The sequence below is a fragment of the Bacillus sp. Au-Bac7 genome (genome assembly GCF_021341655.1).
Classification (GTDB): domain Bacteria; phylum Bacillota; class Bacilli; order Bacillales; family Cytobacillaceae; genus Niallia.
Genome location: NZ_JAJTTG010000001.1, coordinates 1,207,148 through 1,227,561, shown reverse-complemented (window position 1 = coordinate 1,227,561; position 20,414 = coordinate 1,207,148). Strand labels below are relative to the sequence as shown.

The 20,414-nt window shown below is 35.6% G+C and carries 18 protein-coding genes and 1 other annotated feature; of the genes, 13 read left to right on the top strand and 5 right to left on the bottom strand.

Going from position 1 to position 20,414, the window contains the following annotated elements:
* Positions 1 to 82: 82 nt before the first annotated feature.
* On the bottom strand, positions 83 to 1,441 hold the full coding sequence (locus LXM54_RS06350) for an MATE family efflux transporter (RefSeq protein ID WP_233314232.1): 1,359 nt from the start codon (positions 1,439 to 1,441) through the stop codon (positions 83 to 85).
* Between the two features lie 203 nt (positions 1,442 to 1,644).
* On the opposite strand from LXM54_RS06350, the gene LXM54_RS06345 reads away from it, so the two are divergent.
* A complete protein-coding gene (locus tag LXM54_RS06345; RefSeq protein ID WP_233314770.1) occupies positions 1,645 to 2,325 on the top strand; it encodes a TetR family transcriptional regulator in 681 nt (226 codons plus the stop codon).
* A gap of 130 nt (positions 2,326 to 2,455) precedes the next feature.
* On the opposite strand, the gene LXM54_RS06340 is transcribed toward LXM54_RS06345, so the two are convergent.
* Together LXM54_RS06340 and LXM54_RS06335 are read right to left on the bottom strand one after the other, a co-directional pair.
* Complete coding sequence (locus tag LXM54_RS06340; protein WP_233314231.1) at positions 2,456 to 3,667, bottom strand: MFS transporter; 1,212 nt, start codon at positions 3,665 to 3,667, stop codon at positions 2,456 to 2,458.
* Positions 3,668 to 3,729: 62 nt separating this feature from the next.
* Positions 3,730 to 4,009, bottom strand: a binding site (T-box leader).
* A 192-nt stretch (positions 4,010 to 4,201) separates the two neighbouring features.
* Complete coding sequence (locus LXM54_RS06335) at positions 4,202 to 4,396, bottom strand: CsbD family protein (protein ID WP_233314230.1); 195 nt, start codon at positions 4,394 to 4,396, stop codon at positions 4,202 to 4,204.
* Positions 4,397 to 4,724: 328 nt separating this feature from the next.
* Between LXM54_RS06335 and LXM54_RS06330 the strand changes: the two genes are divergently transcribed.
* From LXM54_RS06330 to LXM54_RS06310, 5 genes are all read left to right on the top strand, one after another.
* The gene (locus LXM54_RS06330; protein ID WP_233314229.1) at positions 4,725 to 5,180 is read left to right on the top strand and encodes a VOC family protein; all 456 of its coding nucleotides are present in this window, start codon (positions 4,725 to 4,727) and stop codon (positions 5,178 to 5,180) included.
* A gap of 526 nt (positions 5,181 to 5,706) precedes the next feature.
* Positions 5,707 to 6,522 carry a Cof-type HAD-IIB family hydrolase gene (locus LXM54_RS06325; RefSeq protein WP_233314228.1) on the top strand — a complete coding sequence of 272 codons (816 nt, stop codon included), beginning with the start codon at positions 5,707 to 5,709 and terminating at the stop codon, positions 6,520 to 6,522.
* A gap of 409 nt (positions 6,523 to 6,931) precedes the next feature.
* Positions 6,932 to 7,768: a BglG family transcription antiterminator LicT gene (gene licT, locus LXM54_RS06320; protein WP_233314227.1), complete on the top strand. Its 837-nt coding sequence runs from the start codon at positions 6,932 to 6,934 to the stop codon at positions 7,766 to 7,768.
* Positions 7,769 to 7,872: 104 nt separating this feature from the next.
* The gene (locus LXM54_RS06315; protein ID WP_233314226.1) at positions 7,873 to 9,753 is read left to right on the top strand and encodes a beta-glucoside-specific PTS transporter subunit IIABC; all 1,881 of its coding nucleotides are present in this window, start codon (positions 7,873 to 7,875) and stop codon (positions 9,751 to 9,753) included.
* Between the two features lie 11 nt (positions 9,754 to 9,764).
* Positions 9,765 to 11,195, top strand: a complete 1,431-nt coding sequence (locus tag LXM54_RS06310; RefSeq protein WP_233314225.1) for a 6-phospho-beta-glucosidase — start codon at positions 9,765 to 9,767, stop codon at positions 11,193 to 11,195.
* 126 nt (positions 11,196 to 11,321) lie between these two features.
* Here the strand turns inward: LXM54_RS06310 and LXM54_RS28220 are convergent, their stop codons facing one another.
* On the bottom strand, positions 11,322 to 11,876 hold the full coding sequence (locus LXM54_RS28220; protein WP_325169548.1) for a TetR/AcrR family transcriptional regulator: 555 nt from the start codon (positions 11,874 to 11,876) through the stop codon (positions 11,322 to 11,324).
* Between the two features lie 132 nt (positions 11,877 to 12,008).
* Here LXM54_RS28220 and LXM54_RS06295 point away from each other — a divergent pair, with 132 nt between their 5' ends.
* Both LXM54_RS06295 and LXM54_RS06290 read left to right on the top strand, forming a co-directional pair.
* Complete coding sequence (locus LXM54_RS06295; protein ID WP_233314224.1) at positions 12,009 to 13,274, top strand: acyl-CoA dehydrogenase family protein; 1,266 nt, start codon at positions 12,009 to 12,011, stop codon at positions 13,272 to 13,274.
* 45 nt (positions 13,275 to 13,319) lie between these two features.
* Positions 13,320 to 13,790: a flavin reductase family protein gene (locus LXM54_RS06290; protein WP_233314223.1), complete on the top strand. Its 471-nt coding sequence runs from the start codon at positions 13,320 to 13,322 to the stop codon at positions 13,788 to 13,790.
* A 128-nt stretch (positions 13,791 to 13,918) separates the two neighbouring features.
* On the opposite strand, the gene LXM54_RS06285 is transcribed toward LXM54_RS06290, so the two are convergent.
* Positions 13,919 to 14,617, bottom strand: coding sequence for a DUF2711 family protein (locus LXM54_RS06285; RefSeq protein WP_325169547.1), 699 nt, complete (start codon positions 14,615 to 14,617; stop codon positions 13,919 to 13,921).
* Positions 14,618 to 14,822: 205 nt separating this feature from the next.
* Between LXM54_RS06285 and vanR the strand changes: the two genes are divergently transcribed.
* From vanR to LXM54_RS06260, 5 genes are all read left to right on the top strand, one after another.
* Positions 14,823 to 15,518, top strand: coding sequence for a VanR-ABDEGLN family response regulator transcription factor (vanR, locus tag LXM54_RS06280; protein WP_233314221.1), 696 nt, complete (start codon positions 14,823 to 14,825; stop codon positions 15,516 to 15,518).
* Positions 15,511 to 16,587 carry a sensor histidine kinase gene (locus LXM54_RS06275; protein ID WP_233314220.1) on the top strand — a complete coding sequence of 359 codons (1,077 nt, stop codon included), beginning with the start codon at positions 15,511 to 15,513 and terminating at the stop codon, positions 16,585 to 16,587. Before vanR ends, LXM54_RS06275 begins: the two co-directional genes overlap by 8 nt.
* Positions 16,588 to 16,717: 130 nt before the next feature.
* A complete protein-coding gene (locus LXM54_RS06270) occupies positions 16,718 to 17,479 on the top strand; it encodes an ABC transporter ATP-binding protein (protein WP_233314219.1) in 762 nt (253 codons plus the stop codon).
* Positions 17,476 to 19,395, top strand: coding sequence for an FtsX-like permease family protein (locus LXM54_RS06265; protein WP_233314218.1), 1,920 nt, complete (start codon positions 17,476 to 17,478; stop codon positions 19,393 to 19,395). Before LXM54_RS06270 ends, LXM54_RS06265 begins: the two co-directional genes overlap by 4 nt.
* A gap of 12 nt (positions 19,396 to 19,407) precedes the next feature.
* The gene (locus LXM54_RS06260; RefSeq protein WP_233314217.1) at positions 19,408 to 20,340 is read left to right on the top strand and encodes a metallophosphoesterase; all 933 of its coding nucleotides are present in this window, start codon (positions 19,408 to 19,410) and stop codon (positions 20,338 to 20,340) included.
* Positions 20,341 to 20,414: the final 74 nt, after the last annotated feature.

Here is a 20,414-nt window from a genome sequence, read left to right as displayed (position 1 = left end):
AGTACAGATAGTAAAAATAAACTCAAAGAAGAATCTATATAGATTCTTCTTTTGAATACAGCTGTTAATGAGATTACTTTGGTTATATGTTTTCTACTAAACTATCCAATTCCGGCTGCAATTTATTACGCAGAACATACAGCATAAAGGCACCAACAAGAAATGCGACGGCATCTGCAATGACAATCGACCAAACGACCCCTTCAAATCCATATAAATGATTGGCAATAAACAATACAGGAATCAGCGTAATTCCTTGAATAATGGACATAATAAATGCGGCAGTTCCTTGTGCTGTTGCTTGGAAGATGCCTGTAAATAGTGTGGTCATTCCTGTAATGAACAAGGATAGAAACGTTACATGTAAAATATAGCTGCCCATTTCAATTAATTGCGGGTCAGTTGTAAATAAACCGATTAAGTGGTCGGATACAAAGTAAACGGCGATGCCGAACACGACTGCTAACGTCACAATTGCTTTAATCGTAAATCCAATCGTAGTTTTCATACGTAATTTATTTGCTGTGAAAGCGAAGGCAATTAATGGCACGACTCCTTCACATAAGCCCATTACAATAAACTCAGGAAATTGCAATAAACGAGATGAAATTCCGTATGCCGCTACAGCCTGTTCCCCGTAATCGACAAGAAAATGGTTAAAGATAAGCGACATTGCACCTAAAAAGATGCTCATGATAAAGATTGGAATTCCAACTTTACTTACATTGCTCAAAATCTCTTTGGAGGCTTTAAACCATTTTAAAGAGATCGTTAAAAATGGGCTCTTTTTTCCTATATGGTAGGCGAAATAGGCACTCGCAGCCAAGTTAGAAATAACTGTAGCAGTTGCAACACCAATCACGTCCCAATGGAATACGAAGATGACTAAAGCATCAAGAATAATATTTAAAACAACACTGAGAATCATCCCAATCATCGATGTAATTGCTGCACCCTCTGAGCGTACGATATTCTCCAGTGTGAAAAACAATATAACGAATGGGGAACCAATAATCATAACTGTTACATATTCTTTTGTGAATATAAAGGAGTCTGACATTGCTCCCAAGCCATGAACAATTGAATCAATCAACGGAAGACCTACGACTATCATAATAAGACCGAGAATTAAACTGCTGTAAAAGGCAAATGAAGACACATGCAAGACATCATTATATTTTTTCTCTCCTAGTAAACGGGAAATAAATGTACCGCTGCCCATGCCCACTAAATTGCCAAATGCCATTATGATTGCGAATAACGGCAATGTTAATGCGAGTGCAGTTAACATGGCAGTATTATGGAGTGTTCCAAGGAAATAAGCATTAAGAAGGGAATATATAACATTCATTGATGAACCAATCATCATTGGTACTGCAAAGTGAGCTACAGCTTTTGCGACAGGTGCTTTTTCAAAATAATAGAGGTTTTCTGCATCCATGTTTAATCACTACTTTCTTTATAATTAATAAAAAAATTTAAATACTATACAATGACAACTTTTATCCAACAATTTAATAAACGCGTTTTAGTAGGGTTTCTATCTAACAGTGTAAGGTTGCCTCTTACAGTGTTAGATGATATCATCCTTTTATGAACCTGTAAAGCATAAACTTACACTGTTAGATAAAAGGGTGGATGATGATGAAAAAGCAGCAGCCTCAGATTTCAGAGGATAAAATTATAGAAACGTCGTGGGAGCTTCTTGGAGAGGATGGGATAGAAAAATTTAGTATGAGACGCTTGGCCAACCGGCTTGGGATACAGGCTCCATCACTGTATTGGTATTTTAAAAGCAAGCAGAAACTCTATCAACGGCTAGCAAACCATGTATCGAAGGTAATTATGGAAGAGTTCCACTCCGATGGAGACTGGAAGGAGCAACTGACAGCACTTGCGGTAACAACACGGAGCGTGCTCAGCAGATATCCATGTTCCACACAGATGATGATGATGACACTGCCCCATGAACCGGATATCATTCGCTTCACTAACCGCATGCTGCTCTGTGTTGAATCGACGCCACTTGAGCAAGGGCAGAAAATGCAAGTCGTTACGACGCTTGTAAACTATGTTTTTTACTTTGTCCTAGATGATTATCAGCATGAGCGGAATGTTTCCGTTGCCCTTAAGGAACAGGAAACACTTCCAGGTGATGAGCTGATACAACTTCTGGACAGTATGAGCGAAACAGACGCTGGATTGTTTAAGAGAATGTTCACTGGCGGGCTGTTCGAGTTGATGGGAACCGACGGAGCTTTTGAGTTCGGCGTGAAGGTGATAATATTGGGAATTGAGCAAGTAATAAAGGAACAGGAAAAATAATAGGCAAAACCCGCTCATCAGTTATCACGATGGGCGGGTTTAGTTAGGTTTACCATTTATGGAGGAGAAGAATAGCCTTGTTCTTTTCTGTCTAAGACAAGGACTTGCTTTGTCTTAAACTTTGTTGTTATTAATCTAACACTCGTTCATAATAATGTCTTTTTGACTTCACAGTTACAATAAAATGTATGATGATCCCCAATACTAAAAAACTGAAGGATCCTATTATATATACACCACGAAGTTCAAATATTTCAGCAAATAAGCCGATTGTTATCGTAAATAATAGGATTAAACCAGCTTCGAAAATCCTTAAGATACTAGAGAATCTTCCCATAATATCTACGGGTACATTGTTTTGATAGAAAGTTAAAAATCCTATATTGGCGAATGATAAGAAAAAAGTTAATGTAATGAACCCAATAGATGCCCATATGAAATTAGGTGAAAAAGCAAAGATTATGTAGCCAATAGGGGTAAAGATGGCACCAAGTCCAATTAGAATGTTTAGATTCAATTTGTTGGCAAATAACGCATTTACTAGTGAACCACCAATAATCCCAACTCCTGCAATACTGACTAGAAATCCATAGTTGCTTTCAGATAGCGCTAATACTTCTGTGGCAAAAGCTGCTTCTAAGGAATCTAAGGCAGTCATAAACACTGTAATCATACTAAATAGAACATAAACTAGCGTCACATAAATATTTTTTCTACTGAAATCAATGATATTTTTCCAGTCATTTAAGATTAATGTTATATTAATCCTCTGAATTATGATATCCTCATTCTTTATCTCCACATTTGGAAGTAGCAAAATGACGATTGCTGATAAGGCTAATGCAAAGGAATTCGCAAATATAGCTAGGTAAGGTGACCCAACAATAAAAAGGAACCCAGCAACAGATGGCCCGATTATAAATCCGCATGAATGGATGAAGTTTCTCATTGCATTAAATTTCTGCCTACTTGTTTTAGGGATTAACTTTGTCATGTAAACCATTGAAGTAGGTTCAAAGATTGAACTGGCTATATTAATCATAAAGACTGCCACATAAATCAGAAAAAGAGAATCTACAAAAGGCAAGGTGAAAATTAATATGGCTCTAATTAAGTCTAAAAAAATCATTAGATTCCTTTTGTTAAAGCGGTCAATGACAGTTCCAGACCAAAAATTTGTAACTAAGGTGGCAAGAGGTAGAAGTATATATAGTATTGATACGGCTAACGGTGACTTCGTCATATTTAAAATAATTAAGTTTAAAGCGATTAAATAAACCCATGCACCTATATTAGAAATTCCAATACCAAATAACAGTAAACTCGGGTTTTTCCATTTCATTTCAGTAACTCCTAAATATAAGATTTATAAATAAAAAAAATCTCACCTCCAAGGATAATATCCTTGGGGACGAGACTCCTTACAAGTTTAGAAGTTCGTGGTACCACCCCAGTTTATTTCTGTGTTACCACAGAAACCTTTCAAGTACAACACAGCCATTAAATGGAATGTTTATACTATTCTCTTTAACGGGAGAAAACCGGCACATAATCAATATCAGAACGAAATATCCTATATGCTGCTCTAAGGCTTGTTTCAGTGTACCATTACATCCTCCATTTCCAGCAACTGGAGTTCTCTGTTATGCTTTTGCACACTTACTCTTCTCTTCAATGCATTTATTAATGGAGATTATACATTAATTAACAGTATAAAAAAAGTAATTCTTGAAAACAATGGAAATTTTTTTGTTTGAATAAGGAAAGAGTATTTCTAGTAACAAACCGTGCTGGATAGCTAGCGGTAAAAACTTATTGGAGATCCTGCGGAGAGTTTGGCATAAAAATGGCTGCCAAAGGGCAGCCAATATTGGTATTAATACTTACGGTCGTCATCTTCTTTTAATTTACCTGTTGTTTCCTGTAATTTACCTTTGACTTTATCTTTTTTACCATCAGCTTGCATACTTTTATCGCCTTTCGCGTTACCTATCTGATCCTTCGCTTCCCCTTTAACTTTAGATACACCGCTTTTTACTTTATCTGCTATACTTTGTTTATTTTCTGCCATGATTATGCACTCCTTTTTAGTACTTTTTGGTTATATTATTTAGTACCCAGTTCATATTTTTGTTAAACGTTACTATAATCGAATGAGCTATAACGGGTAGTTTACATAGAATTTCTTACTATGTATAACTTATATTAAAATATTGATGCATTCTAATAAGGCGATGAAAGATAGTTTTACCGCTCTGGTACAATAGTAGTAGCTTTCATAGAATAGATTTAACATAAATGGATAAGGAACAAATCGGGCAGGATTGTCCAAGAAGGTTTTTATCTAATTGGTGAAGAATTCTTTTATTCATATAGTGCAATATTTGGGAGGACTAATCATGATTAAAGGAATATATGAAGCACATTTACCTGTCAGTAATTTAATAACATCTATTGAGTTTTATAAAAAATTAGACTTAGAAATAGCCTATCAAAAAGAAAAATTAGCATTTTTTTGGATTGAGAAGGGAAGAAGCTGGTTAGGATTATGGGAAACAGATATGGTAAATACACCTTACCATCCTTCTTTAAGGCATATTGCTTTCCAAATTGATAGAGATAATATGCAGGATATTAAAGAATGGTTAAAAGAAAGAAACATAGATGTCTCAACAAATTTTGGCTTTCCACCTGAAAAACAGCCATTAGTATTACCAAATAATCCACAAGCACATGCCGCAATCTATTTTAAAGATCCAGATGGAAATAGTATTGAATTGATTTCTCCGTTAAGATTGGATTATGAAGAAGAGTTTAAAATGATGACATTAGAAGAATGGTATAAATTCAAATAAATTATCCTTTTTTAATAGTCGAATCTAATAACAGAGATTGAAGCTGAGATTAAATAATAAATTGAGAAGATGTGGAATAATTCTAATAGATATAAACAGAAAGTTAGTAGGATAAACGATTTATGAATGAATACCTCGCTTTTAATAATGAAATACGCAGCAATACTTAATTTTCACTTAGTTATTGCTACGTATTTTTTTGAAGATTGAGGAGAAATTTATTTCTCAAATTCGCAAATAGCATTATTAACTTGTACTAAAAGACGTATAAGATTGTATGTGTTCTTGTTCACTCCATTAAATAATTGATGAAGTGAATTTATGATATTGGTGGAGTAGAAGAATGTTTGAGCGAATAGAAAATAGGAATTTAAAATGATTATTACCCTCATCTGAAAAGATATGGTATATTAAGAACAAAACTTATTAAACATGTTTAATAAGTTTTGTTCTTAATAGAGAGATTTAACTTCTACAAGGACCCGTACTTTAATGGTGGAAGGATAAAACTACTGGAGGTCAAAGTATGACTATTAAGCTCATAGCAGTTGATATGGATGGTACTTTTCTAAATAATCAAATGGAATATGATAAAGAGCGATTTTTTAAGCAATATAAAAAGATGAAAGAGCTAGGAATACGATTTGTTGTTGCAAGTGGAAATCAATATTACCAGTTGAAATCATTTTTTGATGATATACAAGATGAAATTAGTTATGTTTCCGAAAACGGTGCTTTTATAGTCGATCAAGGTGAAGAAGTATTCTCTGTTGACATTCCAAAAAGCCACGTGAAGGTAATCCTAGAAGAATTGGGGTCACATAATAAATTTACAACTGTGTTATGTGGCAAAGAAAGTGCCTATGTTCTAGAAGAGGTTTCTGATACGTTTTTTAATACGATGAATAAGTATTATCACCGCTTGAAGAGGATTCCAAGTTTTGATAATGTAAATGATCAAATTTTAAAATTTGCCTTATCTTGTCCAGAGGATGAGACGCTTCCGTTAAGAGACTTGCTTCATAGTAGCATTGGGAATTTAGTATCACCTGTTTCTAGTGGGCATGGAAGCATTGACTTAATTGTGCCTGCTTTTCATAAAGCCTCTGGAATTCAATTGTTACAAGAAAAGTGGAATATAAAAGACAATGAAACGATGGCTTTTGGTGATGGTGGAAATGATATGGAAATGTTAAAGCATGTAGAGTATGGGTTTGCTATGGAAAACGGAAGCGCTGAGGTAAAACATATAGCAAAATATTTAGCGCCATCTAATAATAATAATGGGGTATTGGATATCATAGATCAATACTTCGCTAAGCAAGGGCCATTTACATCATAAATATTGTATCGACACTATAGTGGAGCATTTTCTTTAGAAGGAATGCTCTTTTTTGTCTCAACTGTAGTATATTCAGTTTCAATTATTCCAGTTAACCATCCAATTTCATATAACGTGTCTTTTTCTGATAAGCCTGAAAGGATTTGTAGATTTGAAAATAAAACTAATCATCGTGAAGAATCGACGATTTTGATAGAATAATATCCAATTTTTATGGAATCTACTAGTACTAAGCTATCCAATTTTAATAGGCAAGTAATACTGGTAAATATTAAATTGACAACAAGAAATTACCTATGCTAGACTTACCTCAAGGATTGTTACCGCTTTATTGTGGGCTATACCTAATGTTTGCTTTGATTAATGAATGGCTTTAATTAATGAATTTTAAGATGAATAGGGACTATCGATGAATGTTTATAAAGTAATTAATAATAATATCGTATTGTCAAGAAATCAAGATAATCATGAAATTGTCGTAATGGGAAGCGGTATCGGCTTTAAGAAAAAAGTCGGCGACGGTATTGATGAAACTCGAATTGAGAATATTTATCTCAGTTCAAAGGAGTGGAGTGTCAATAAGTTAACCCAGTTGCTTTCTTCCATCCCACTCGAACATATTCAAGTTGCCAATGAAATCATTAGCTTTGCGAAGGTTTCACTTGGAAAAAAATTAAGTGAAAACATCTTCTTAACATTGACTGATCATATTAGTTATGCAATTGAGCGCTATGAGAATGGGATGGAAATTAAAAATGCTCTTCTTTGGGAGATTAAGAGGTTTTATAACCATGAGTTCTTAATTGGCAAAGAAGCGTTATCAATTGTAAGAAACCGGCTTGGGGTTGATTTACCGGAAGATGAAGCTGGATTTATTGCCTTACATATTGTAAATGCAGAACTGGATATGGGACAAATAAGTCGCGTTTCAGAAATAGCGAAGGTTATCCAAAATATTCTAAGTATTATAAAGTTTCACTTCAAAATTGAGTTGGACGAGTATTCCCTTTATTACGAACGATTTATCACGCACTTGAAATTTTTCTTTCAACGTTTGTATAGTGATGTGAAATTGGATGATGCAGGGACAACGAGTTTTATTTTTATGTTGAAGGAAAAATATACAAATGAGTATGCCTGTGCATTGAAAATTAGGGAATATATAAAAAAGGAACTTGGAAAAGATTTAGAAGAAGATGAGTTAATCTATTTAACGATACACATAAAAAGAATAACAAATGACTAGGATTGTTACTGTTTGCAGGCTATACCTAAATGGACCCTCTGTGTTTTGAGGAATTCATTTAGGTATTTTTTTATTCATTTTTTCTAAAACGGAGGATGATAGAGATGAACTATCAAGAGTTAGCGAAATTAATCATCGACAAAGTTGGTGGTGAAGGAAATGTTAAAAGTTTGAATCACTGTGCTACACGCTTGCGTTTCAATTTAAAAGACGACACAAAAACGGATGAACAAGCGTTAAAAAACACATCCGGTATAATGGGAGTAGTAAACAAAGGTGGTCAGTACCAAGTTATTATTGGAAGCGATGTAGGAAATGTTTATAAAGAGATAACTAAGCAAACCAATATTTCAAATGAAGGGGAAGAGGCTAAAGGAGAAGATAAACGTTCTACTTTTGCAAAAGTGATTGATACAATTACAGGTATCTTCACACCGATTCTTCCAGCCATAACAGCGGCAGGGATGCTAAAAGCAGTTTTATCTGTTTTAGTTGTATTTAAGGTTTTAACAACGGAAAGCCAAAGTTATCAAGTTATTAATTTCATGGCAGATGCTGCATTCTACTTTTTGCCTATTTTGCTAGCAGCATCTTCTGCACAAAAATTTAAGACAAATATGTATTTAGCTATAATGGTTGGAGGAATCTTACTACATCCATCTTTTGTTACGATGGTAAATACAGTAAAAGAGTCTGGAGGTAGCATTCATCTTTTGGGACTGCCGATTTCAGCAGTATCTTATTCTTCTTCTGTAATACCAATTATTCTTTCTGTATGGTTTATGTCTTATATTGAACCTATTGCAGATAAACTTTCTCCAAAGGCAATTAAGTTTTTTAGTAAACCATTGATTACGATTTTTATTGTAGGAACAGTTAGTCTTGTGGTATTAGGACCTATTGGTTATTTGATTAGTGATGCTATATCAAATGGAATAACAGCTTTAGAATCTGTTAGTCCATGGATCGTGCCATTGTTGGTTGGTACATTCACTCCATTACTTGTAGCAACAGGTACTCATTATGGTCTAGTTCCAATTGGAATTAACAATCGGATGACAACAGGTTATGATACAGTGATTTATCCTGGAATGCTTGCTTCCAATGTAAGCCAAGGTGCTGCTGCTATTGGGGTTGGTATTAAATCGAAGGATACTAAGATTAAACAATTAGCTTATTCTGCTGGTTTGACTGGTCTATTTGGTATTACAGAACCTGCTTTATATGGTGTTAATTTACGCTTTAAAACACCACTTTACGCGGCAATGATTGGCGGTGGAGTAGGTGGGTTATTCATGGGGATTTTTAGAGTAAGAAACTTTTCTGGTGGCTCACCAGGTCTGCTAACATTACCTAGTTATATTGGAGACAACACATTAAGTTTCTTCTATTTTGCATGTATAGGGGCAGTTATCAGTATTGTAGTAACGTTTATTGCAACATTAATACTTTATAAAGATCCAGTAGAATCAGTAGTTGATGGAGCATCTGAACCAAAAAAACCGGCAGCAAAGGAGAAGCAGCATATAAATGGTGCAACAGTTTTATCTCCGATGCAAGGCACTTTACACGGTTTAAAGCACGTAGATGATGGCATGTTTTCAGAAGAAATATTAGGGCAAGGTGTTGCAATTGAACCATCAGAAGGTACGGTTGTTTCACCGATAAATGGTACAGTAAGCGCCGTGTTTGATTCAAAACATGCAATAGGTCTTACGAGTGAAGATGGTATAGAACTTTTAATCCATATTGGAATAGATACAGTTCAACTAAATGGCGAAGGATATGAGTATCTTATTCAGAAAGGACAAGAAGTTCGAATAGGAGATAAGTTGATTCAGTTTGACCTTGAGGGAATTAAATCAAAAGGATATAAGACAATTACTCCGATTGTGATTACAAATTCGGCAGAAGTTGGAGAAATACTAACAGCAAATGATAACGCAATTAAGTTTGGAGAAGAAATAATTAAAATAATGAAATAGGAGGAAGAATAATGGGATTTAGAAAAGATTTTTTATGGGGCGGAGCTACGGCTGCAAATCAATGTGAAGGCGGATTCGATCAAGGTGGAAGAGGTTTAGCAAATGTAGATGTTATTCCAACAGGTAGTGATCGTAGAAGTATTATTACAGGTAAAAAGAGAATGTTTGAATTTGAAGAAGGGTATTATTATCCTGCTAAAGAAGCGATTGATATGTACCATCATTTCAAAGAAGACATTAGGTTATTCGGTGAAATGGGCTTTAAAACGTATCGTTTATCGATTGCATGGAGTCGCATTTTTCCAAAGGGCGATGAACTGGAGCCAAATGAAGAAGGTTTAAAATTTTATGAAGACCTATTTAAAGAATGCCATAAATATGGAATTGAGCCTTTAGTGACAATCACCCACTTCGATTGTCCAATACATTTGATTGAAAATTATGGTGGTTGGCGAAATCGGCAGTTGATAGAATTTTATAAACGCTTATGTACTGTATTGTTTACTCGATACAAGGGTCTAGTAAAATACTGGCTTACTTTCAATGAAATTAATATGATTCTACATGCACCATTTCTTGGAGCAGGAATCTGTTTTGAAGAAGGCGAAAATGAGGAGCAAGTAAAATATCAAGCAGCACATCATGAACTTGTTGCAAGTGCAGAAGCAACTAGAATTGCTCATGAGATTGATCCTGAAAATAAAGTAGGATGCATGTTAGCAGCTGCTAGTTATTATCCTTACAGCTGTCGACCAGAAGATGTGTGGGAAGCAAAGAAAAACGATCGAGGGAATTACTTTTTCATTGACGTGCAATCAAAAGGAGCCTATCCAGCGTATGCGCTAAAAGAATTAGCTAGGAACAATATATCCATTGATATGAAGCCTGAGGATCTTGAAATCCTAAAGAAACACACTGTGGACTTTATTTCGTTTTCTTATTATGCTTCCCGTGTAGCAGCAGCTGAAGATTCTAATGTTGAAAAAACGGCAGGTAATCTATTCCCTACTATAAAAAATCCGTACCTCCATGCAAGTGAATGGGGATGGCAGATTGATCCTTTAGGTTTACGTATTACTATGAATGATTTATATGATCGTTATGAAAAACCTTTATTTATCGTTGAAAATGGCCTTGGTGCTGTAGATATACCAGATGAATCGGGGTATGTAGAAGATGATTATCGAATCGAATATCTAGCGGCACATATTCAGGCTATGAAAGAAGCTGTAGACGAGGATGGAGTGGACCTTCTTGGTTATACTAGCTGGGGGTGCATTGATTTAGTGTCAGCAGGTACTGGTGAAATGAAAAAAAGATATGGTTTTATCTATGTAGACCGAGACAATAATGGTAATGGTACCTTAAACAGAACGAAGAAAAAGTCATTTAACTGGTATAAGAAGGTAATTCAAACAAATGGCGAAGACTTATCGAATTAAAAGTATGATTAAATGGTAAATGAGAATAGATAGTAATATTTGCAGAAGGAGCTACTTAAAAAGTACCTCCTTCTTTATGTTTCCATCAAAAATACTCCGAATTAATCCATACTAACAGCATATTTATTATCCAAAAAAATCCCACTCATTAACAATACCCAATTTGCTCATTAAAGTCTCTAAATCAATAGACATATTGTTTTCTAGCCACCAATTTAACACCCCGAGAATGGCTCCAATATAGGCTTCTGTTCTAATGTGAAGTTCAATCGAATTTTCTTCCATAGCATAGTTTTCAACCAAGTATTTTCTTATCCCTTCTCCCATATCTCTTCGTAATATATTGCTTAGAGAATCCCTCTCTTTATTTAAAAGTTGCGAAAATAACTTATGATGTTTAGTTGCTACCGACAATATCTCTTGAAAGCTTTCAGATGGGGAAAGAGTTTTACCAGCAAGAGGTAACTCTTCTTCGGCAATCTGTCTTATAGCACTGGAAAGTAAATCATATTTATCCTGAAAATGAGTATAGAAAGTGGTTCGATGAACCATGGCTAAATCACATATCTGCTTAACTGAAATAGTTTCAAAGGCTTGTTTGTCCATAAGCTCTAATAAAGCATGGAACAGTAGCTTGCGGGTTCTTCTTATTCGGAGGTCATCTTGTTTCATTTTATCCATACAATTTCCTCTTTCTGTATAGTTATTCAACAGAACGATCATTTCATCGGTTGATGTCTTTAATTATACAACTTAACATATAAACTACAAACGGAAATTAAATATACATGTGTAGAAAAAGGAGAGATATTAATGGTCCATTTAATGACAAATAAAAAGCTCACAGCAATGGAACAGCAGCTATTGGAGAATGCAACGGAGTTAGTTCCGTATCTTCAGCAATTTGGCAGAAGAATCGATGAGGAGAGACATATTCCGGATGAGGTCATTAAAAAAGTATCAGATGCTGGATTATTTAAGCTAGGGACACTAAAAAAATACGGAGGTTATGAAGTTAGTATCCGTGCCATGGTGGAAATTATTTCTGAAGTGGCTAAGGGGAATGGTTCAGTCGGCTGGGTGGTTCAAATAATAAACGGAAATAATTATACAGCTTCTCTGTCTTTACCCACTGAAGTATTAAATACTGTCTTTAATCAAGAAGAGGAAGTGCGTTTTTGTTCTGTCTTGCAAGCAAGAAAGGCAGATGTAAAAAAAGTAGAGGGAGGCTATTTAGTAGAGAACGGATTTTGGGGATTTGGTTCAGGATCTAAGCATGCCACTCATGCATTATTAAATTTAAACGACATTAGGACCATACAGCAAGGCAAGGCAATGCAAATGAAGTTGGCAGTTGTTCCGATGAATGACATTAAAATAGTAGATGATTGGTATACGATGAGCCTAAAAGGTTCAGCAAGTAATAGTTTAGAGATGAAAAATGTATTCATACCTGAAAAATACGTCACCGTCCAGGATATGTCCCAAATTATTTCTATAGAAAACCTAGAAGGACGCGACAAATATAGACCTTATGTACAAGTTATCACTAGTATAACTACAGGAATCAGCGCAATTCTTGGACTTGCAAGAGGGGCTATTGAATATTTTGTTGAAAAAGCGCCTAATAAGCCAATTACCATGACAGTTCACACTTCTCAGGCAGAAGTAGGCCATATTCAGTATAAAGTAGGGCTTGCGGCTATGAAGGTTGAATCTGCTCATCTTCATATCAGTCGTACGATTGATAATTTAGAGAATAAAGTACAAACAGGAGAAAAATTCAGTATAAAAGAATTGGCACAACTTCAAACAGATATGACATATGCTTCGATGTTGTGCTGGGAGGCAGTGGATATGCTAATGGCAGAAAGCGGTGGTGGAGTCATAGCTGATTCGAATCGACTGTCGCAGATATTCCGAGATATCCGAGGCGGTTCTAATCATGCGCTTACAACTGCATCCACTGGTCTTGAACTTTACGGAAGGGTCCTTATGGATTTACCTCCACAGCATATCATGACATTAGGTGCAGCATCCATTTTAAAAAAAGATGAATTGATTGGAAATCATTCGTAAAAGGTAGCAAGAATATATCATAAAAAAGAGGGAGCAATGTTTAAAATGGATGATAAACAATTTCGCACAGCAATGGGGAAATTTGCTACAGGGGTAACAGTTATTGCTACAGAAGTAGAGGGCGAAGTACACGGAATGACAGCTAATGCTTTTATGTCAGTATCTCTTGATCCAAAATTGATTGTTATTTCTGTACGGAAACAAGCAAGTATTCTAGCAAAATTGCAATCGAGTCAAACCTTTTCAGTGAATATTTTGGGCGAAGATCAGCAGGAAGTATCCATGATTTTTGCAGGACAACTAAAGGACAAACAAGTTGATTTTAACCGTCTTGATGGGAAACCAGTAATTCCAGGATCAATTGCGCAGATTGCCTGTGAAGTCAGTGGAGAGCATATCGAGGGAGATCATATATTATTCATTGGTAAAGTAACCGATATTTATGTAGAAGATAAGGCGCCGCTTATTTACTATAACGGGAAGTACGGTTCTTTGAAAGAAGAGATGATAGATTAACGGAAAATTGATATACGGATATCATTTAACTTTTTTATTCTAATCACACAAGAAATGCTCTCCCTCTATTAAAGGGAGAGCATTTCTTGTGTGATGAACATGGCAGCTTTTTTATTCAAAAAGAATATTTAAAAATACCAGTTAATAAACGTTTTTTGGTCACATATAACAGCTTCACCATTCATCGTTTGAACAATTTGTTCGATATTTTTATCTTTTGTAAAGAACAAGGTTGTAAAGGATTCATACAAGCTCATAAAAGCGAAATCCATATTTTCATCCGTCACAATTAACTCTTTATCACATAGATTGCATATATCTAAAGGGGTAGCATCATTTATATTTAATATCCCCCTGTTTTCTAAGATTGGGTCTAAATAATATAGTTTGCTAGCACCTCTTGAGCCAAGAACTTTCAGTAAGCTATGTAACAAGAATACAGATGTACTATCATCTGTTGGAAAATAAAGATCTGATTTTAGGTTTGAATTTAACTTGTTAGATAAGTCCACTTCTTTATATTCTTTTTTAAGAGCATAAATAGAGGTTAACAAAGCTAAGGCTAAAGCATTATAAGAATCTAGCCCGCTATAAGACATAATTTCCCGCCAAGAAACAGGCTTTCCAATAGTAAGGGCGTCATAATTACTTGGATAGATGTGTTCGCAAGGGGTTTTTCTCATAGATTCCTCCCACCCTAAAGGCATTTGGACAAAAGGGTGTAGTAATATGGCAGCAGATTTAAAGTTGCTTGGAAGTTGTTTTAGAACAGGTGATTGGTCATTAAACCAAATATAATCTAACAAGTATTCTCCTCCTTTAAGCACTAAATTTAGACAAACATTGTCTTTTTACAGAATATATTTACACAGCTGCAGATGATGATATAAAAGGTAGAATGAATCCTTACTTCAAGGCTTTTCATAGAGTATATATAACTATTAGTTTAAAGTTAATGTATACTATTGGAAAGTAATTCATTCTAAAAAAACATTTTTAGAAATTACATAAACAGTAAAAGGGGATTTTGCAGTGAATCAAAAAGTATTGCTTGTTGAAGATGAAGAGGATATTTCTAATTTATTGGAAATTTATTTGAAGGATCAAGGATATGCAGTAGATACTTTTCATAATGGGCAGGATGCATTAGAGCGTATAAAAACAACAGAATATGATTTAGCGATCTTGGATGTTATGTTACCGGGCATAAATGGATTTGAATTATGCAAAAAAATTCGGGAGCAATATTTTTATCCAATTATTATGTTAACAGCTAAGATTGAGGATATTGATAAAATTACTGGATTAACAATTGGAGCAGATGATTATATAACAAAGCCTTTTAATCCACTTGAGGTAGTGGCAAGAGTGAAAACTCAATTGCGCAGATATAAACGTTACAACGAACAGGCAGGAAGTGTAAAGGATGTAGAGGAGTACGATATTAGAGGATTAAAAATTAATAAATCCACACATCGCTGTTCCTTATTTGAGGAACCAATCGAGTTAACGCCGATCGAGTTCTCTATTTTATGGCACTTATCTGAAAACCAAGGAAAAGTTATTTCAGCTGAGGAGCTATTTGAGAAGGTATGGGGAGAAAAATATATTGAGAATAACAATACAGTGATGGCTCATATTGCTAGATTGCGTGAAAAGCTGAAGGAGCCTGTGAAAAAGCCGAGGTTTATTAAAACTGTTTGGGGAGTGGGGTATAAGATTGAATAAGAAAGCTAAGCAAATCTCCAACTATTTAGCACTGCGCTTTTTCATCATGACCTTATCTTGTTTTGTTATTATTTTTCTTTTGTCTTTTATTCTAGTAAGTGTTAATGATTCACAAGCGTTATCGGGTGTTATAGGAGATGCTGTTAAATGGACAAGTAACCGTTTATTGTTGCTGGCACCAAGTGTATTTATTGCTTGCGTATTTATTATTTTAATCATTCAAAGAAGACAGCTGATAACGTATTTAGCTGCATTATCAGCAAACCTAGAAACGATCACGATTGAAGAGAAACACGACTTACAGCTTCCGCCTATCTTAAAGGATGCAGAGGAGGGGATGGAAAGACTGCGGTATGAGCTGAAGGAAAAAGAGCGTGCAGCAAAGGAAGCGGAGCAGCGGAAAAATGATTTAATTGTGTATTTGGCACATGATTTGAAAACACCGATTTCCTCGATTATCGGTTACTTAACATTACTGCGAGATGAGAAAAATCTCTCAGACGAGATGTATCAAAAATTTATCCATGTAACAATGTCTAATGCAGAGCGCTTAGATGATTTAATTAATGAGTTTTTTGAGATAACGCGCTTTAATTTATCGGCCATCTCCTTACATTACAGCAAAGTGAATCTGTCATTTATGCTGGAGCAGCTCTTGTTTGAGTTTCAGCCCATATTAAGAGCTAAAAATTTAACATATCGTATCGAAGACACGCAACATATCGAAATTGCTTGTGATGCAGAGAAAATTCAAAGAGTATTTGATAACTTAGTTAGCAATGCTGTGCATTATAGCTTTGAGGATAGTGAAATTGTTATTTCTATTACGCAGGATGAGGACAGTGCGGTGATTCAATTCAGTAATGAAGGATATCCGATTGAACGTGACAAGCTGGATCGCCTGTTTGAACAATTTTATCGCTTAGATGCAGCGAGATCGACTCGAAGCGGCGGTGCTGGAATTGGATTGGCTATTGCTAAGCAAATTATGGAACAGCATCATGGCACGATAACAGCGAGTTCAAATGGGCAAAAGATTAACTTTACTGTGAAGCTGCCGTTATCGTAAGAATTTCGTAAGATTTTACGCAGAAAAAAAGCAGATAATTGTTATAGAACGCAAATAAAGAAAGCTTTTGGTTTCAGTATGATTAAAGTACTGAAAGCAAAGGCTTTTTTTATTTTTCGGAGGGATAAGTATGGAAATTTTAAAGGTGCAAAATGTAAAAAAGGTTTATCAGTCTCACAAAGGTGCAAAGGTTGAGGCATTGGTTGATATTAACTTCACTGTAAATAAAGGAGAATATATTGCCATTATGGGAGAGTCAGGCTCAGGCAAATCAACACTCTTAAATATTTTAGCTTCTTTAGATGACGTTACAAGAGGGGAAGTACTGCTGGAGGGTGTGAACTACAAACAAATTCAAAATGATGAATTGGCAGCATTTCGCCGGCAGCATTTAGGATTTGTGTTTCAGGATTTTAACTTATTAGATCAATTCACCTTAAAGGATAATATTTTTTTACCGCTAGTCCTTGCTGATCACTCTGTAAAGGAGATGAATGCAAAAATAAAGGATTTAGCAAGCATATTGGAAATTGATCATCTTTTAGAAAAATATCCGTACGAAGTTTCAGGAGGCCAGCAGCAGCGAGCTGCAGTTGCACGGGCGTTAATCACAGCCCCGAGCTTAATTTTAGCTGATGAACCGACTGGCGCACTCGATTCTCGTTCTGCACAGGAGCTGTTGAATTTGTTTGCAAGATTTCATCAAGCGGGCCAAACCATCATTATGGTGACACATAGTGTGTATGCAGCAAGTAAAGCAAGCCGTGTGCTGTTTATTAAAGACGGAAAAATCAACAGTGAGATCCATAAAAGAGATAAGAATGAAGATATCACCCAACAAATTTTTGACATGCAATCAGCAGCAATTGCACAAAGGAGCCGCAGCCTATGAATAAAAAATGGTATGTGAAATTAGCGGTAACGAACATCAAAACCAATGGCTTAATGTTTCGGCCCTATCTATTTACTTGCATGGTCATTATAGCCCTGTTTTATACCATTAACAGCCTGGTCAATGCTCATGCGCTAAAATCCATTTCAGGCGGGAACTTTACCATCGACGTGATGAAGTTTGGCAGTTTATTGTTTACCGTACTATCTCTGTTCTTTTTGATGTATGCCAACAGCTTTATATTTAAGAAACGAAAGAAGGAAATGGGTTTATATAATTTATTAGGTTTGGAGAAAAAGCATATTCGAAAAATATTAATACTAGAAACTGCGCTTATTGCACTATTCACAATGATAGGCGGTATTGCAGTTGGTCTAGTATTAAATCAAGCTGTCGGCATAGCTATGTCCGCCATGATGAAGGTCCCGTTAACAGTCAGTATGATTTCTATACCTGCCTTATTAAAAACGATTGGCATATTCATAATGGTCTTTTCCATTATCCTGGTCTTTAACTTAAAGCAGATTCACTCTGTTTCAGTGATTGAATTAATGAAAGGGGCCCAAATAGGGGAGCGGGAACCGAAGGCGAAGCTTGTGCTGGCAGTGCTTGGTGGTGTCCTCTTATTCACAGGATATCTTCTATCATTTACTGTTAAAGACCCAAAATTAGATATAAGTGCGATGATTACAGCAATAGTCCTTGTTGTGGCAGCAACGTACTTGCTTTTTATTGCGGCAAGTATTGTTCTCCTTAAAATGCTGCGCAAAAAGAATAGCATTTATTATAACAAAAACAATTTTACCCTCATTTCAACCATGATTTTTCGGATGAAACAAAATGCGGTCGGATTAGCAAATATTGCTGTGTTAAGCACGGCGACCTTAATTGTTATGACAACTACCATTTCCTTATATTTAGGTGTGAATACGATGCTGAACAATAGCTTTCAGTTCGATGTATCCATTACAAATCCGGCAGAAAACATCCCTGAGCAGCAGCAGCTGCAAACATTTATCGATAACAATAAAAATCGTTATGATGTTGACACTACATCTGCTGCATCATACCGCGGGGGACAGTTTGCTGCTGATTTAACAGGAGATGGAAAGGAAGACTTCTTTCTTATTTTGCCGTTAGAAGATTTTAATACACTAACAAACGAGGATATTTCGCTAGCTGCAGATGAAGTAATGCTTTTAAAAGATAAAGAGACTGCAGGATTACAAAGCATCAACCTAAACGAAGAATCATTTAAAGTGAAAAGTATGGTTGAAGATTTGCCAATTGATACAGCCCTTGCTGATAGTGTTGATCGCAATTGGATTTACGTCATTGCTCCGTTAACTGGTGAATTTGCGCAAACACTAGATTTGGAAAACTCAACTACTATGTATCAAGACTTTAACTTACAGGGGGATGCAGACGCAGTGAATGATTTTTCCCATGCGATTGCAGAGGAGGCCGACAAAATTGGCTATTTGGATGTAGAAGCAAAGTCAATTTACAAAGAATCACTGTTAGTTCGTTTTGGTGGATTGCTGTTTTTAGGAATTTTTATTAGTGCGGTTTTAGTTGCCGAGACAGCGTTAATGATTTTCTATAAGCAAATTTCAGAAGGCTATGACGATCGAAATCGCTTTGCCATTATGAAAAAAGTAGGCATGAGTGAAGCAGAAATTATGAAAACCATTAGAAAGCAAACGCTGATTATGTTTTTTGCCCCACTCACCGTAGCACTACTTCATTTAGGAGCCGGTTTGCCGCTTGTAACGAAAATCATTGGTATCGCTGCAATGGATAATTGGCTTGTTGTGTTAGGCAGCGGATTATTTGCAGCAATCATTTTTACAGTCATTTATGGTGCAACCTATCTATTCACCGAAAAAAGCTATAAAAAAATCATTAAGCACTAAAGGAGAATGAAAGTGAAAAAAATAAAAACAGCTTGGATTATTATTGGTGTAATTATTCTATTCCTACTTGGCACTATCTGGAGCAATTCACATGTAACTGTAGACAAAGTGACAATTGCTCATAATCGTTTACCAGCAGCATTTGATAACTTTAAAATTTTGCAGATATCTGATTTAAAAGGAAAGGAATTTGGAAACAATCAAAAAAAACTAGTGAATGTAATAAAAAAACAGCAGTATGATGCAGTTGTTTTCACAGGAGACTATATTTCCGAAGAAGAAGAGAATTTGCAGCCGCTTGAAAGCTTATTAAAGGGAATGCCGAAAAATAACGACATGTATTATATTTTAGGTGATAAGGATGGAGATAACAGTACGGCTGCATTGAAAAAGGGTGACCGTTTTTATGATTTGTTTACAAAATATAATGTCAAGCCACTCTATCCAGGGATGGAGATTAAGAAGGGAGGAGACTCGATTTGGTTAAAAACAAATCCGTATGTTGGCATGAATGAAGTAGGAGCAGGTGATATTTCAAGTCAATTGTTAGAAGAAAAAGAAGCGTTTGAAGCTCGACTTAAGGAGCAGCAAGACCCCTTTACGGTTGAAATATCCCACCGTGCCACAGAAATTGATTATGAAGATCCGTATCTGCATGAATATCGGACAACAACATTAAATGATGCAGACAAAGAATGGAGACAATGGGATGTCAGTCTTAACGGTCATACGCTTGGAGGACAATTCAAATTGCCGATTATCGGTCCGCTGTATGCTCCGAATTTTGGCTTATTTCCTGGTAAAGTGAACGTAACAGGTGTGCATACGGTTGATAATCATACCCAATATATAAATAACGGATTAGGTGTAAGTGGACCTTGGTTTGCACAATTTCGTCTGTTTAATACACCGAGCATTGGGTTAATCACTTTAAAAGCAAAGTAACCTATAAAAGCTGGTAATTTGGAGTGCAAAGTCCATCTTTTCATTAAAAAAAATAAGAGGGAAACTCCTCTTAT

Excerpts from the sequence above, each read along its gene's own strand:
- LXM54_RS06350 (WP_233314232.1), bottom strand. The coding sequence starts at position 1,441 with ATGGATGCAGAAAACCTCTATTATTTTGAAAAAGCACCTGTCGCAAAA.
- LXM54_RS06345 (WP_233314770.1), top strand. The coding sequence starts at position 1,645 with ATGAAAAAGCAGCAGCCTCAGATTTCAGAGGATAAAATTATAGAAACG.
- LXM54_RS06340 (WP_233314231.1), bottom strand. The coding sequence starts at position 3,667 with ATGAAATGGAAAAACCCGAGTTTACTGTTATTTGGTATTGGAATTTCT.
- LXM54_RS06335 (WP_233314230.1), bottom strand. The coding sequence starts at position 4,396 with ATGGCAGAAAATAAACAAAGTATAGCAGATAAAGTAAAAAGCGGTGTA.
- LXM54_RS06330 (WP_233314229.1), top strand. The coding sequence starts at position 4,725 with ATGATTAAAGGAATATATGAAGCACATTTACCTGTCAGTAATTTAATA.
- LXM54_RS06325 (WP_233314228.1), top strand. The coding sequence starts at position 5,707 with ATGACTATTAAGCTCATAGCAGTTGATATGGATGGTACTTTTCTAAAT.
- licT (WP_233314227.1), top strand. The coding sequence starts at position 6,932 with ATGAATGTTTATAAAGTAATTAATAATAATATCGTATTGTCAAGAAAT.
- LXM54_RS06315 (WP_233314226.1), top strand. The coding sequence starts at position 7,873 with ATGAACTATCAAGAGTTAGCGAAATTAATCATCGACAAAGTTGGTGGT.
- LXM54_RS06310 (WP_233314225.1), top strand. The coding sequence starts at position 9,765 with ATGGGATTTAGAAAAGATTTTTTATGGGGCGGAGCTACGGCTGCAAAT.
- LXM54_RS28220 (WP_325169548.1), bottom strand. The coding sequence starts at position 11,876 with ATGGATAAAATGAAACAAGATGACCTCCGAATAAGAAGAACCCGCAAG.
- LXM54_RS06295 (WP_233314224.1), top strand. The coding sequence starts at position 12,009 with ATGGTCCATTTAATGACAAATAAAAAGCTCACAGCAATGGAACAGCAG.
- LXM54_RS06290 (WP_233314223.1), top strand. The coding sequence starts at position 13,320 with ATGGATGATAAACAATTTCGCACAGCAATGGGGAAATTTGCTACAGGG.
- LXM54_RS06270 (WP_233314219.1), top strand. The coding sequence starts at position 16,718 with ATGGAAATTTTAAAGGTGCAAAATGTAAAAAAGGTTTATCAGTCTCAC.
- LXM54_RS06265 (WP_233314218.1), top strand. The coding sequence starts at position 17,476 with ATGAATAAAAAATGGTATGTGAAATTAGCGGTAACGAACATCAAAACC.